We start from the raw sequence: 12,864 nt of genomic DNA on the forward strand, positions 1-12,864 counted from the left end.
CTCTCCTGAACAAGGGGGACGATCGACCCTCAAGGGTAGTCCGCGCGATGCGGGCGCCGAGCCGTGCCGTACGCCGGGCCGTCCCTGCCCCGGCTCCCCGGGGGCGGGGCAGCAGTCCGTCGTACCCCGTACTGCGGGCCACGCGCGCGCCCTCGCCCCGCCGTACGGGCCGCCGGACGCGCCGTCGGATGCGCCGTCGGATGCGCCGTCGGACCTATGCCGCCGCACCGGCGCAGCGGCGTCCGGTCAGCTGTCGTAGCGCCGTGAGCCGGAACGACGGCGGGCGGCCCTCGGCCGGCGTCAGAGCACCGTGGCGCCGGGTGCGGGGCTCTGGGTGACGCGTGCCGAACGGCAGGTGCCCGACGCGAGCAGGGCCTCGGCGATCGTCTTCGCGGAGCCCGCGTCGGGGGCGAGGAACGCCGTGGTCGGGCCCGAGCCGGAGACGAGCGCTGCCAGGGCCCCGGCGGCGCGGCCCGCCGCGAGGGTGTCGGCGAGGGCCGGGAAGAGGGAGAGGGCCGCGGGCTGGAGGTCGTTGGAGACGGTGCGCGCGAGAGCGCCCGCGTCCCCCTTCGCCAGCGCGTCCAGCAGGTCCTGCGAGGCGACCGGCTCCGGAACGCGCAGGCCCTCGTGCATCCGGTCGAACTCCCGGAAGACCGCCGGGGTCGACAGCCCGCGCTCGGCCATCGCGAAGACCCAGTGGAAGGTCCCGCCGACCTCCAGGGCGCGCAGCTGCTCGCCCCGCCCGACGCCGAGGGCCGCCCCGCCCACCAAGGAGAACGGCACATCACTGCCCAACTCGGCGCAGATGTCCAGGAGTTCCTCGCGCGAGGCGTTCGTGCCCCACAGTGCGTCGCAGGCGAGCAGGGCGCCGGCTCCGTCCGCGCTGCCGCCGGCCATGCCGCCGGCGACGGGGATGTCCTTGGCGATGTGGAGATGGACGGCGGGGTCGATGCCGTACCGGCGGCCGAGTTCGAGGGCCGCGCGGGCCGCCAGGTTCGTGCGGTCCAGGGGCACCTGTGCGGCGTCCGGGCCCGCGCAGGTGACGCGCAGTTCGTCCGCGGCGGTGACCGTCACCTCGTCGTACAGGCCGACCGCGAGGAACACGTTGGCCAGGCCGTGGAAGCCGTCGGGGCGTGCGCCGCCGACCGCGAGCTGGACGTTGACCTTGGCAGGGACGCGTACCGTCACCGTCTCCGTCACGGCTGGGTCGACTCCTCGTTCTCGGCGTTCTCGGCGTTCTCGGGGCGGTAGCGGCGGGCGTTCCTGGTGCCCGCACCGCTCGCCTCGCCGCGGTTCTCCGCGATCCGGGCGAACTCCTCGACCGTCAGGGACTCGCCGCGGGCCTGCGGAGAGACACCGGCGGCGACGAGCGCGGCCTCGGCGGCCGGGGCCGAACCGGCCCATCCGGCGAGGGCGGCGCGCAGGGTCTTGCGTCGCTGCGCGAAGGCCGCGTCGACGGCCGCGAACACGTCGTTCTTCCGGGCGGTCGTGGAGATCGGCTCGGCGCGCCGGGTGAGCGACACGAGTCCGCTGTCGACGTTGGGCGCCGGCCAGAAGACATTGCGTCCGATGGAGCCGGCCCGCTTCACGTCGGCGTACCAGTTCGCCTTCACGGACGGCACGCCGTACACCTTCGAGCCGGGCGGGGCTGCGAGCCGGTCCGCGACCTCCGCCTGGACCATCACCAGGGTGCGCTCGATGGTCGGGAAGGTGTCGAGCATGTGCAGCAGGACGGGCACGGCGACGTTGTACGGGAGGTTCGCGACGAGCGCGGTCGGGGGCGGGCCCGGCAGTTCCCGGACCTGCATGGCGTCCGAGTGCACCAGGGCGAACCGGTCGGCGCGCGCCGGCATCCGGGCCGCGACGGTCGCGGGCAGCGCGCTCGCGAGGACGTCGTCGATCTCGACGGCGACGACCCGGTCCGCCGTCTCCAGCAGGCCGAGCGTCAGCGAGCCGAGGCCGGGACCCACCTCCACGACCACGTCGTCGGGCCGCACCTCGGCGGTCCGCACGATGCGGCGCACCGTGTTGGCGTCGATCACGAAGTTCTGGCCGCGCTGCTTGGTGGGCCGTACACCGAGGGCTGCCGCGAGTTCGCGGATCTCGGCGGGGCCCAGGAGGGCGTCGGAGGTGGGGCTGGTCACGAGCCAAGGGTACGGGGGCTCCGGCCTCAGCCGTGCAGCCGTGGCCCGCAGTGCGGCCAGGGACTCGTTCCCCGGCGCGCGTACAGCTTCTTCGCCCGGAAGGTCTGTTCCGCGGCGGGGGCGTCCTGGGGGCGCCCGCTGCCGCCGAGGGTGTGCCAGGTGTGGGTGTCGAACTGGTAGAGGCCGCCGTAGGTCCCGGACGGGTCCACGGCGCCGGGCCGGCCGCCCGACTCGCACGCGGCGAGGCCGGACCAGTTCAGGTGGTCGGCGCCGCCGGCGGACGGGGGATGCGGCTTCGTGCCGACCCTGACCAGCTGTCTCTGCGGCTGCCGCACCACCTCGGACCGGACGAGGCGCGGCCTCTGCTTGACGCCGTTGACGGTACGCAAGGTGTAGGTGACGCGCAGCGCTCCGAACCGGCCGGGGCGTTCGACGACCTCGACGCCCTTGAACAGTGAGGAGTCGTCCGCCCGTCGCACCTCGAACGGGATCGGCACCTCGCGGACCTCCTTGGCCCCGGTGACCCGCAGGACCGTGACGGTCTGCCCGTCCCGCGGGAAGCTCCCGGCCGGCACCGAGGTCATGTCCTGTCCGCGCAGGGTGATCCCGGCCTCCTGGACGGCCTCCCCCACGCTCGCGGCGTTCGTGCGGATCGTCCGCGCCCGGCCGTCGGCCATGATCGTGACCGCGCGCTCGGTCCGCACGTCGAGCGCGAGACCCTGGCGCCCGATGCGCCGGGAGCGCGAGGTCGACAGGTAGGCGCCCTCGGCGCGCACCCCCAGCTGGCTGAGCGCGCCGTCCACGGTGTGCGCGGTCGTCCACACCCGGCGCCGCTCCCCGTCGAGGGTGAGGTGCACAGGGCGCCCGTAGCGCACCGCGACCTCGTCCCCGTCGGTGAGGCCGGTGTCCGGGGCGGGCGCGACCACGTCGTGCGCGCCCACCTTCACTCCTTCGTCCGCCAGCAGTTCCGTCACCTCGTCCGCGAAGGTGTGCAGGTGGCGCGGTCGGCCGTCGACGCTGAGCTCGATCGCCTTGTCGCCGGCGACGAACGCGGAGGTGCCGCCGGCCAGGAAGGCCACCACCAGGGCCTGCGGGATCAGCCGGCGCAGGGATTCGGGGCGTTCGGGGACGCGCCTGCGCCGGGCCGCGCGGCGCGCCTCGGCCCGCCCACCCGCCGCGCGCGCCCCGTCCCGCCCGTCGGCGTCGTCCGTGCGCCCTGCGCCGCCCGCAGGCGCCACGAAAGACGCGAGCGTCACAGGAGACGCAGGCAGGGTGTCCGTCGGCAGGCGCGGAAGGCGGGGCTCGGTCGGCGCGTCGGGCGAGCCGGGCACGCCCCGTACACCGGGAACACCGGGAACACCGGGAACACCGGGTGCGCGGGGGACGCCGGGCCCTCCGGGCGTGCGGGACGCGTTCGGCGACGCGGGCTCGGGCACACGCGTCTCGTACGCCGGGCGGTAAGGGTCCGGGTAGCCCTGGCCGTACGGGCCGTGGTGCGGGTACGCCGCGTGGCCCGAGTGGTCCCCGTAGGCCGAGTACTCCCCGTAGCCCGAGTACCCCCCGTGGCCGGGACGGCCCGCACCGGCCGTACGGACCGCTCCGGGCCCCTCTGGCGCGTCACGCGCACCGAACCCGCCGGGCACACCAGCCGTGCCAGGCACACCGCGCGGGTCCACCGCGGCGGACGCACCTGCCACGGCTGCGACGCCGACGACGACGGTGGTGGCTTCATCGCCACCGGTCGGTCCATACGTGGTCGGTCCATACGTGGTCGGTCCATACGTCTCGTACTGCTCGTACCGCGAGCTGCTCACGACGACACGCTCCAGGGTCCGGATCGGGCGACCAGAACCTAGCGGAGCGGTCGTCACTCTCCCAAGCAACGCGGCTACGCTGTGTCGCGACACTCTCCCGCGGAAGACCCGTGTCCGGCCGGGGAAAACCCCGGGAACCGTTATGCGTCAGTAATCGAACGCGCGCGCGGTGTTGGCGGAGATCGAGGTCGCCAGCGTGTCTTCGTCGATCCCCCGCACCGCGGCCATGGCGCGCACCGTGACCGGAATGAGATACGGCGCGTTGGGCCGTCCGCGGTACGGCGCGGGAGTCAGGAAGGGTGCGTCGGTCTCGACCAGGACGAGTTCGAGCGGGGCCACGGCCAGCGCGTCGCGCAGCGGCTGGGCGTTCTTGAAGGTCATGTTGCCGGCGAAGGACATGAAGTATCCGGCGCGGGCGCAGACCGCGGCCATGTCGGCGTCGCCGGAGTAGCAGTGGAACACGGTCCTCTCCGGGGCGCCTTCCTCCTCCAGGATGCGCAGGACGTCGGCGTGGGCGTCGCGGTCGTGGATGACCAGGGCCTTGCCGTGCCGCTTGGCGATCTCGATGTGGGCGCGGAAGGAGCGCTCCTGCGCATCCTTGCCCTCGGGCCCGGTGCGGAAGTGGTCCAGGCCGGTCTCGCCGACGCCCTTGACGTGCGGGAGGGCCGCGAGAGCGTCGATCTCCGCGAGCGCCTCGTCCAGCGCGGCGTCGCCGCCCGGCCGCCGGGCCCCTTGCCGGGACCATCCTCCCCCAGCCCCAGGGGGCTGGGAGGTGCCCCCAGGGTCGCCGTGCACGATGCGGGGTGCCTCGTTGGGGTGCAGGGCGACGGTGGCGTGGACGGTGGCGTGCGCGGCCGCCGTCTCGGCCGCCCAGCGTGAGCCCTTCACGTCGCAGCCGACCTGGACGACCGTCGTCACACCGACCGCCGCGGCCTTGGCTAGGCCCTCCTCGACCGTGCCGGACTGCATGTCGAGGTGGGTGTGCGAGTCGGCCACGGGAACGCGCAGCGGTTCGGGAAGCGGGGGCGCGGCGTTCTTGTCGGGTGCACCGGAAACGGAGGAAGGCATGCCCCGATCCTACGAAGGGGGCATGCCCGGCCTCACCTCGCGGGGAGCCGGGAGGCCGTCCCGTGGGTCCCGCCCGGCGGGTTCAGCCGGCCCGGCGGTGCTGGAACGGGTGGAGCAGGTCCGACAGGTGCCAGTGGTGCGGCTCCTTCGGGACGCCGGAGGACTCGGCGGCCTCCCCTTCCAGGCCGTCCTCGGGCTGTCGCGGCACCGGACGGTCATGACGGCGGGCCATGGAGTGCGTGGAGTGCATGGAGTCGAGAACGGAGGACACCTGACCGGCGCGCATGATGCGCACCACGTGGCTGTCGCAGTTCAGGCAGGTGGGCCGGCTGAGGGGCGACGGCACGACATGGCCGTTCGCCACGTACACCACGTACTCGCCGCCTTCGGCGTCGCGGTGGTGCTCGATCTCGTACGACTGTTCCCAGCCGTGCCCGCAGCGCATGCAGGCGAAGGAATACGATTCGTGAACGACTGCCGTCGCCGTGCCGCGATGCCCGGTCTGTTCGGTGACCTGACCAGCGGCGATACCGCCGGTCCGTCCTGCCATCTCACTCATGCCAGCTCCTCTTGTCCGCTGGACAAGCACCTCCGTCGACGCAATTCCCCCTGAATTCCATCGATTCACCGAAGGCGAGGGACGGGTACGTCCCTGGGTCCAGTGGACGCCTCTCCCAGCACGAACGCATCCGCCCTGTCGAGTGTTGGAGGCGTTTTGGCCTTTCCTTGTCGCAAGGCTCCTTTTACGCGGCCTGATCTTTGCTTTTCACGATAGTCCTTTGCCCTTCTATGGGCCGCTTCGTGCGGCGTTCTTTGCCGCGACAACCGCGTCGAAGACGTCCCGCTTGGGAATTCCGGCCTCCGCGGCGACGGCGGCGATGGCCTCCTTGCGCCGCTCCCCCGCCTCCTCGCGCACCTGCACCCTGCGCACCAGTTCACCGGCGTCCAGTTCCTCGGCCCCCTTCTCGGGGGCACCCTCGACGACGACGGTGATCTCGCCGCGGACACCCTCGGCGGCCCAGGCGGCCAGCTCGCCCAGCGGGCCGCGCTTGACCTCCTCGTACGTCTTGGTCAGTTCGCGGCAGACGGCGGCGCGCCGCTGGGTGCCGAAGACCTCCGCCATGGCGGCGAGGGTGTCGTCCAGCCGGTGGGGCGCTTCGAAATAGACCAGCGTCCGGCGCTCCTCGGCGACCTCCCGCAGCCGGGACAGCCGCTCGCCCGCCTTCCTGGGCAGGAAGCCCTCGAAGCAGAAGCGGTCGACGGGCAGGCCGGACAGCGCGAGCGCGGTGAGCACGGCGGACGGGCCGGGTACGGCGGTGACCTTGATGTCCTTCTCGACCGCGGCCGCGACCAGCCGGTAGCCGGGGTCCGACACGGACGGCATCCCGGCGTCGGTCACGAGCAGGACCCGCGCCCCGCCGACCAGCGCCTCGACGAGTTCCGGGGTCCGGGCGGCCTCGTTCCCCTCGAAGTACGACACGACACGCCCCGTCGTCTGGACGCCGAGGGCCTGGGTGAGCCTGCGCAGCCTGCGGGTGTCCTCGGCGGCGACGACATCGGCACCGGTCAGTTCCGCGGCGAGCCGTGGCGGCGCGTCGGAGATGTCGCCGATGGGGGTACCTGCCAACACAAGGATTCCTGTCACGGTTCCATCCTCGCAGGGGCACCGCCCGACAAGCTCATCCGACCGGAAGGGGCCCATGCACGGGACTCCCACAGACCTGTTCCCTACGATGGCGCGGTGACCAGTACCGCGTCCTCCACGGACACCCGGCAGGGCCAGGCCGCAGCGCAGCGGCCGTCGTGGCAGCAGCGGCTGCGCCGATTCGGCTACACGACGCCGCCCAGAAGTGATGTGCGCGACCGGCTCGTACCGCCGTACGCCGAGCCCGGCCCCGGAATGTGGGCCGCTCTCGGACTGCGCCAGGAGGTCGCCGACCGTTTCAACCGCTGGTCGGGGTGGGTGGGCCCGCTCCTGGTGACCCTGCTCGCCGGGCTGCTGCGGTTCTGGAACCTGGGCAGCCCGAAGGCGGTGATATTCGATGAGACGTATTACGCGAAGGACGCCTGGGCGCTCTTCCACCGCGGCTACGAGGTCAACTGGTCCAAGGACGCCAACGACCTGATCCTCCAGAGCAACGGGCATGTGCGGGTCCCGAGCGACGCCGCGTATGTCGTGCACCCGCCGATCGGCAAGTACGTCATCGGGCTCGGCGAGTGGATGTTCGGGTTCAACCCCTTCGGCTGGCGGTTCATGACCGCGCTGCTCGGCACGCTGTCGGTGCTGCTGCTGTGCCGGATCGGCCGGCGGCTGTTCCGCTCGACGTTCCTCGGCTGCCTCGCCGGCACGCTGATGGCGGTGGACGGCCTGCACTTCGTGATGAGCCGCACCTCGCTGCTCGACGGTGTGCTGATGTTCTTCGTGCTGGCGGCCTTCGGCTGCCTGGTCGTCGACCGCGACAAGGCGCGGGCGAGACTGGCGGCGGCGCTGCCCGTCGACGCGGACGGCGTCGCCCACCCGGACGCGCACGCCGCCGAGACCACCCGGCTGGGGTGGCGGCCCTGGCGCTGGACGGCGGGCCTGATGCTGGGCCTGGCCATCGGCACCAAGTGGAACGGGCTGTACATCCTCGCCGCGTTCTGCGTGATGGCGGTCCTGTGGGACGCGGCCTCGCGCCGGGTCGCGGGCGCCCGGCAGCCCTACCTGGCGGCTCTCAAGCACGACACGGGGATCACCTTCCTCGCGACGGTCCCGGTCGCCCTGGCCGTGTACCTGGTCTCCTGGACCGGCTGGATCCTGTCGCCGGACAACGGCAAGGGCGGCTACTTCCGCAACTGGGCCGTGACCGACGGCAAGGGCGGCAACTGGACCCTCCTCCCGGACTGGCTGCGCAGCCTGTGGCACTACGAGCACGAGGTCTACAAGTTCCACGTCGGACTGTCGTCTCCGCACACCTACCAGTCCAACCCGTGGAGCTGGCTCATCGTCGGCCGCCCGGTCTCGTACTTCTACGAGTCCCCGCTGCCCGGCAAGGACGGCTGCCCCGCCGACGCGGCCGACAAGTGCGCCCGTGAGGTGCTGGCGCTCGGCACGCCTCTGCTCTGGTGGGCCGCCTGCTTCGCGATCCTCTACGTGCTGTGGCGCTGGGCCTTCCGCCGCGACTGGCGGGCCGGCGCCATCGCCTGCGGCGTCGCGGCCGGCTACCTCCCCTGGTTCCACTACCAGGAGCGCACGATCTTCTTCTTCTACGCCGTCGTCTTCGTCCCGTTCCTCTGCCTCGCCGTCGCGATGATGATCGGCGCGATCCTCGGCCCACCCGGCTCCGGGGAACGCCGCCGCGTCGTCGGCGCGGCGGGAGCGGGCGTCCTGGTCCTCCTGATCGTCTGGAACTTCATCTATTTCTGGCCCCTGTACACGGGCACGGCGATCCCGATCGACCAGTGGCGGTCGCGGATGTGGCTGGACACCTGGGTCTAGCCGGACGGACACGGCAAGGGGGCGTGGCGATCTGCCGCGCCCCCTTGGTCGTTGCGGGTCGACGTCGGTCGTCAGCGGTCGTCGTCGGCCGCCCTCGGACGGCCCGAGGACGGCCCCGCTCAGGCGTGGCGGACGGAGTCGCGCAGCGGCGATTCACCTCACGTTCCTACAACCGTTGGCCCACGTTGCCGGTCTGTGCCGGTGATCGGAACTCCGCCGGTCGTCGATCCGTCGAAGGAGTACCGTGCCGCGACCGTTGCCCCGCAATGCCCTCCGAGCGAGCGCCACCGCCGTCGCTGTGGGCCTGCTGGCCCTTGGCGCGCCTTCACCCGGCCAGGCCGCCGAGGCCGCGCCGTCGCTGGAGTTCACCCACGACCTGGGCGAGAAGCCGGTCGAGGCCAAGCCGTACGGGGACTACAGCGGCCCCGTCTACGTGCACGCGCGCAACACCGGCTCCCAGGAGCTGAGGGACTTCACGGTGACGATCGACGCCACAGCCCTCAAAGGCCAGATGGGGCGGCTCCGGCTCGCCCTCGGACGGCTCCGGTACCGCGGCCTCGGGCGGTACCACGCAGGGCTCCTTGCCCGACACCGGCGCGGGCTCCTCCCTGCCCTGGTTCGCAGCCGCCGCGGCCGTGGCGCTGGCCGCCGGCGCCACGCTGTTCACCGCCGTACGCCGCCGCAAGGCCCACTGAGACGCTCTGCCGGGGCCCTCTGGCACCGGCAGAGCCAGTTAGTCGTATTTGTGAACATTACTCACAGATGCGGCTCGTCGCCTGGGGCTAACAATTCGGCGAAGGTCCGCACCATGAGCCCCACCCGCGCCTAGAGTGCGAGGTGAACCGGCTTTTCTGAACGCGTTCAGAAGTTCGGAGGAGGGTTCACGGGGAGGGATTCGCGCGATGCGCAAGGGGGCAAGAGCTGCCGTCATCGGCGGCGTGTTCGCGGTAATGGTGGGCGGTGCCGGGTACGGCGCCTACAACGTGGTGACCTCGATCAGCGGGGACGGCGGGGGCGGCGCGGACGCGGCCGCCGGGCCCGCTCCGGTGAAGACCGGGCCGCCGAGCGGTGCCGAGGTCAAGGAGACCAGCCGCGCGTTCATCGCGGCCTGGGAGAAGGGCGACGCGGCGAAGGCCGCGTCGTACACGAACTACGCGTCGACGGCCGAAGTGCTGCTCGCCGGCTACCACGACGACGCTCATCTGACCGATGTGAAGATCACTCCGGGCGCGCCGTCCGGGGCGACCGTGCCGTTCTCCGTCAAGGCGACGGTGTCCTACGGCGGGAAGAGCAAGCCCTTCGCGTACGACTCCGAGCTGACCGTCGTACGCGGGGAGACCACCGGGAAGGCCCTGGTCGACTGGAAGCCGTCCGTCGTCCACCCGGACCTGAAGGACGGGGACACCCTGGTCACGGGCGAGTCGGCGAACCCGGCGATCGAGGCCGTGGACCGGAACAACGTTGTCCTGACGAAGGAGAAGTACCCGTCCCTGGGGCCGATCCTGGACGCGCTCCGCGAGAAGTACGGCGACACCGCGGGCGGCTCGCCCGGCATCGAGCTGTCGATCCGGCACGGCGGCGAGAGCGGCGGCGACACGACCCTGGTCACCCTCGCCAAGGGGCGGGCGGGCAAGGTCCGTACGACACTCAGCGCGAGCGCGCAGGCCGCCGCCGAGAAGGCGGTCACCCAGTACTCCGAGTCCTCCGTGGTGGCGCTGAAGCCGAGCACCGGCGAGGTGCTGGCCGTCGCCAACCACCGCGCGGACGGCTTCAACGCAGCCTTCCTCGGCAAGCTCGCGCCCGGTTCCACGATGAAGATCATCAGCGCGGCGACCCTCATAGACAACGGCATCACGACGGCGAACGGTCCCGCACCCTGCACGGACACCGCGGTCTGGCAGAGCCAGACCTTCCACAACCTCACGGGCATGCGGCCGCAGGAGAACGCCACGCTCTCCGACAGCTTCGCGCGCTCGTGCAACACGGCCTTCGTGAAGTACGCGGACGCGGTGAAGGTCGACTCGCTGACCGACGAGGCCCAGCAGCGCTTCGGAATCGGGCAGAACAACTGGAAGACCGGCATCGAGTCCTTCGACGGCTCGGTGCCCGCCTCCGGCGGTCCGGACACGGCGGCCAACATGATCGGCCAGGGCCAGGTCCAGATGAGCCCGCTGAACATGGCGTCGGTGACGGCGACCGCGATGACGGGCGTCTTCCGGCAGCCGGTCATCGTGCCGCGCGCCCTCGACGACCGTGAACTGGCCACCGCGAAGGGCCTGTCCGGCGGTACGGTCGCGCAGCTGCGCTCGATGATGAACCGCACGGCCGTCAGCGGCACCGCGGCCCGGGTGATGGCCGGGCTCGGCGGCAGCATCGGCGCCAAGACCGGCTCCGCCGAGGTCGACGGGCAGGCCAGGTCCAACAGCTGGTTCACCGGATACCGCAACGACATCGCGGCCGCCGCGATGACCCAGGAGGGCGGTCACGGCGGCGAGGCGGCCGGCCCGATCGTCGCAGCTGTGCTACGAACGGGCGGCTGAAGTCGCTCCTCACAGAACGGGACCCTAGGGTGGTGCTCCTCGTTGAGGAGCGAGAGGCGCGAGGGCATCACGGGGCATCAGGGGACGGCGGAGGACGGGAAGCTGTGGGCAAGAGAAGGCGCGTCGCCGAGCGACGGAAGACGAAGCAGCCCGCCGTACTCGGCGGGGTGATCGCCGTCGCCGTCGTCGGCGGGGCGTTCGGCGCCTACAGCCTCTACGGCAGCGGCGCGGCGGCCGACGACGGCACCACGGCCACCACCCGCAAGGCCGTCAGGACGGGCCCGTTGTCGGCGGCCGAGGTCAGCATGGCGTCCACCGCCTTCCTGACCGCCTGGCAGAGCGGCGACGTCACCCGGGCGGCCGCGGCGACCGACGACTCGGCCGCCGCCACGACCACGCTGACCGGCTTCGGCAAGGACGCCCACATCAGCGGCGTGACCCTGACGCGCGGCACGCCGTCGGGCGCCGACGTCCCGTTCACCGTCAAGGCCACCGTCACCTACAAGGGCAGGACCAAACCGCTGGCGTACACGTCGAAGATGACGGTCGTGCGCAGGGCCAAGGACGGCGTGGCCCTGGTCGGCTGGAAGTCCTCGGTCGTCCACCCGGACCTCCAGGACGGCGACCGGCTGGTGACCGGCGAGTCCGGGACGCCGCCCATCACCGCCCTCGACCGCCACGGCGGTGAGCTGACCGCCGCCAAGTACCCCTCCCTCGGCACGGTCCTCGACGGGCTGCGCGAGAAGTACGGCAAGACGGCAGGCGGCAAGGCGGGCATCGAACTGCGCGTGGTCCGCAAGGCCGCGGCGAAGGGGGCCCAGAAGACCCCCGACAAGACCCTGCTGACGCTCAGCGCGGGCACGCCCGGCACCGTGAAGACGACGCTCAGCCCGACCCTCCAGGCGGAGGCCGAGCGCCTGGTGGCCGCCAAGCCCAAGGCGTCGGTGGTCCTGATGCGCCCCTCGACGGGCGAGATCATCGCCGTCGCGAACACGGGCCACGGCTTCAACACCGCCTTCCAGGGCTCCCTCGCGCCCGGCTCCACGATGAAGGTCATCACGGCGTCGCTGCTCTTCGAAAAGGGCCTGGCCTCCCCCGACAAGCCGCACCCCTGCCCCAAGACGGCGACGTACGGCGGCTGGAAGTTCCACAACGACGACGACTTCGAGATCAAGAACGGCACGTTCAAGGCGAGCTTCGCGCGGTCCTGCAACACGGCCTTCATCACGCAGGCGAAGAAGCTGAAGAACGACGACCTGACCAAGCAGGCCCAGCAGGTCTTCGGCCTGAGCATGAACAACTGGGCCATCGGGGTGCCCTCGGCGGACGGCTCGGTGCCGGTGCAGAGCGCCGCGCAGATGGCCGCTTCGCTGATGGGCCAGGGCGGGGTCCGCATGAACCCGCTGAACATGGCGTCCGTCGCCTCCACGGTCCAGTCCGGCAGCTTCCACCAGCCGTACCTGGTCGACCCGTCGGTCGACCACCGCACGCTGGCCACGGCCTCCCGCACCCTGTCCGCGGCCACGCTCGCCCAGCTGCGCGAGGTCATGCAGTACACGGCATCCGCCGGCACCGCCGCCTCCGCCATGGCCGGCCTCGGCCCCGACTTCGGCGCAAAGACCGGCTCCGCCGAGGTCGACAACCAGGAGCAGCCCAACGGCTGGTTCACGGCCTGGAAGGGCGACCTGGCGGGAGCGGGCGTCGTCCAGGAGGGTGGCCACGGCGGCACCACGGCGGGCCCGATCGTGGCAGCGCTTCTGAAGGCCGGCTCCGGCGGCTGACACCCGCTCTCCGGCTCCGGCAAGCGCTCCCGGTCCGGG

11 protein-coding genes are annotated in these 12,864 nt (G+C 72.1%); 4 read left to right on the forward strand and 7 right to left on the reverse strand.

What is annotated here, in order from left to right:
* Window positions 1–300: 300 nt before the first annotated feature.
* From ACFYW8_RS32385 to rsmI, 6 genes are all read right to left on the reverse strand, one after another.
* Complete coding sequence (locus ACFYW8_RS32385; protein ID WP_365876597.1) at window positions 301–1,200, reverse strand: 4-(cytidine 5'-diphospho)-2-C-methyl-D-erythritol kinase; 900 nt, start codon at window positions 1,198–1,200, stop codon at window positions 301–303.
* Complete coding sequence (rsmA, locus tag ACFYW8_RS32390; RefSeq protein WP_389085474.1) at window positions 1,197–2,144, reverse strand: 16S rRNA (adenine(1518)-N(6)/adenine(1519)-N(6))-dimethyltransferase RsmA; 948 nt, start codon at window positions 2,142–2,144, stop codon at window positions 1,197–1,199. The genes ACFYW8_RS32385 and rsmA overlap by 4 nt, the downstream gene beginning before the upstream one ends.
* Window positions 2,145–2,170: 26 nt before the next feature.
* Window positions 2,171–3,580, reverse strand: a complete 1,410-nt coding sequence (locus tag ACFYW8_RS32395; protein ID WP_389085704.1) for a ubiquitin-like domain-containing protein — start codon at window positions 3,578–3,580, stop codon at window positions 2,171–2,173.
* A gap of 525 nt (window positions 3,581–4,105) precedes the next feature.
* Window positions 4,106–5,026 (reverse strand): TatD family hydrolase, encoded by a 921-nt coding sequence (locus ACFYW8_RS32400; RefSeq protein WP_389085479.1) that lies wholly within the window; start codon window positions 5,024–5,026, stop codon window positions 4,106–4,108.
* An 82-nt stretch (window positions 5,027–5,108) separates the two neighbouring features.
* Window positions 5,109–5,585 carry a hypothetical protein gene (locus tag ACFYW8_RS32405; RefSeq protein ID WP_365876603.1) on the reverse strand — a complete coding sequence of 159 codons (477 nt, stop codon included), beginning with the start codon at window positions 5,583–5,585 and terminating at the stop codon, window positions 5,109–5,111.
* A gap of 228 nt (window positions 5,586–5,813) precedes the next feature.
* The gene (gene rsmI, locus ACFYW8_RS32410) at window positions 5,814–6,671 is read right to left on the reverse strand and encodes a 16S rRNA (cytidine(1402)-2'-O)-methyltransferase (protein WP_261703927.1); all 858 of its coding nucleotides are present in this window, start codon (window positions 6,669–6,671) and stop codon (window positions 5,814–5,816) included.
* Between the two features lie 96 nt (window positions 6,672–6,767).
* Between rsmI and ACFYW8_RS32415 the strand changes: the two genes are divergently transcribed.
* Window positions 6,768–8,504, forward strand: a complete 1,737-nt coding sequence (locus ACFYW8_RS32415) for a dolichyl-phosphate-mannose--protein mannosyltransferase (protein WP_389085488.1) — start codon at window positions 6,768–6,770, stop codon at window positions 8,502–8,504.
* Between the two features lie 325 nt (window positions 8,505–8,829).
* On the opposite strand, the gene ACFYW8_RS32420 is transcribed toward ACFYW8_RS32415, so the two are convergent.
* A complete protein-coding gene (locus tag ACFYW8_RS32420; RefSeq protein WP_389085494.1) occupies window positions 8,830–9,075 on the reverse strand; it encodes a hypothetical protein in 246 nt (81 codons plus the stop codon).
* 10 nt (window positions 9,076–9,085) lie between these two features.
* Between ACFYW8_RS32420 and ACFYW8_RS32425 the strand changes: the two genes are divergently transcribed.
* From ACFYW8_RS32425 to ACFYW8_RS32435, 3 genes are all read left to right on the forward strand, one after another.
* Window positions 9,086–9,199 carry an LPXTG cell wall anchor domain-containing protein gene (locus ACFYW8_RS32425; RefSeq protein WP_389085499.1) on the forward strand — a complete coding sequence of 38 codons (114 nt, stop codon included), beginning with the start codon at window positions 9,086–9,088 and terminating at the stop codon, window positions 9,197–9,199.
* 207 nt (window positions 9,200–9,406) lie between these two features.
* Window positions 9,407–11,044: a penicillin-binding transpeptidase domain-containing protein gene (locus tag ACFYW8_RS32430; RefSeq protein ID WP_389085503.1), complete on the forward strand. Its 1,638-nt coding sequence runs from the start codon at window positions 9,407–9,409 to the stop codon at window positions 11,042–11,044.
* Between the two features lie 104 nt (window positions 11,045–11,148).
* Window positions 11,149–12,825, forward strand: coding sequence for a penicillin-binding transpeptidase domain-containing protein (locus ACFYW8_RS32435; RefSeq protein ID WP_389085508.1), 1,677 nt, complete (start codon window positions 11,149–11,151; stop codon window positions 12,823–12,825).
* Window positions 12,826–12,864: the final 39 nt, after the last annotated feature.

The sequence above is a fragment of the Streptomyces sp. NPDC002742 genome (genome assembly GCF_042888885.1).
Lineage (GTDB): Bacteria > Actinomycetota > Actinomycetes > Streptomycetales > Streptomycetaceae > Streptomyces.

Excerpts from the sequence above, each read along its gene's own strand:
- ACFYW8_RS32400 (WP_389085479.1), bottom strand. The coding sequence starts at position 5,026 with ATGCCTTCCTCCGTTTCCGGTGCACCCGACAAGAACGCCGCGCCCCCG.
- ACFYW8_RS32405 (WP_365876603.1), bottom strand. The coding sequence starts at position 5,585 with ATGAGTGAGATGGCAGGACGGACCGGCGGTATCGCCGCTGGTCAGGTC.
- ACFYW8_RS32430 (WP_389085503.1), top strand. The coding sequence starts at position 9,407 with ATGCGCAAGGGGGCAAGAGCTGCCGTCATCGGCGGCGTGTTCGCGGTA.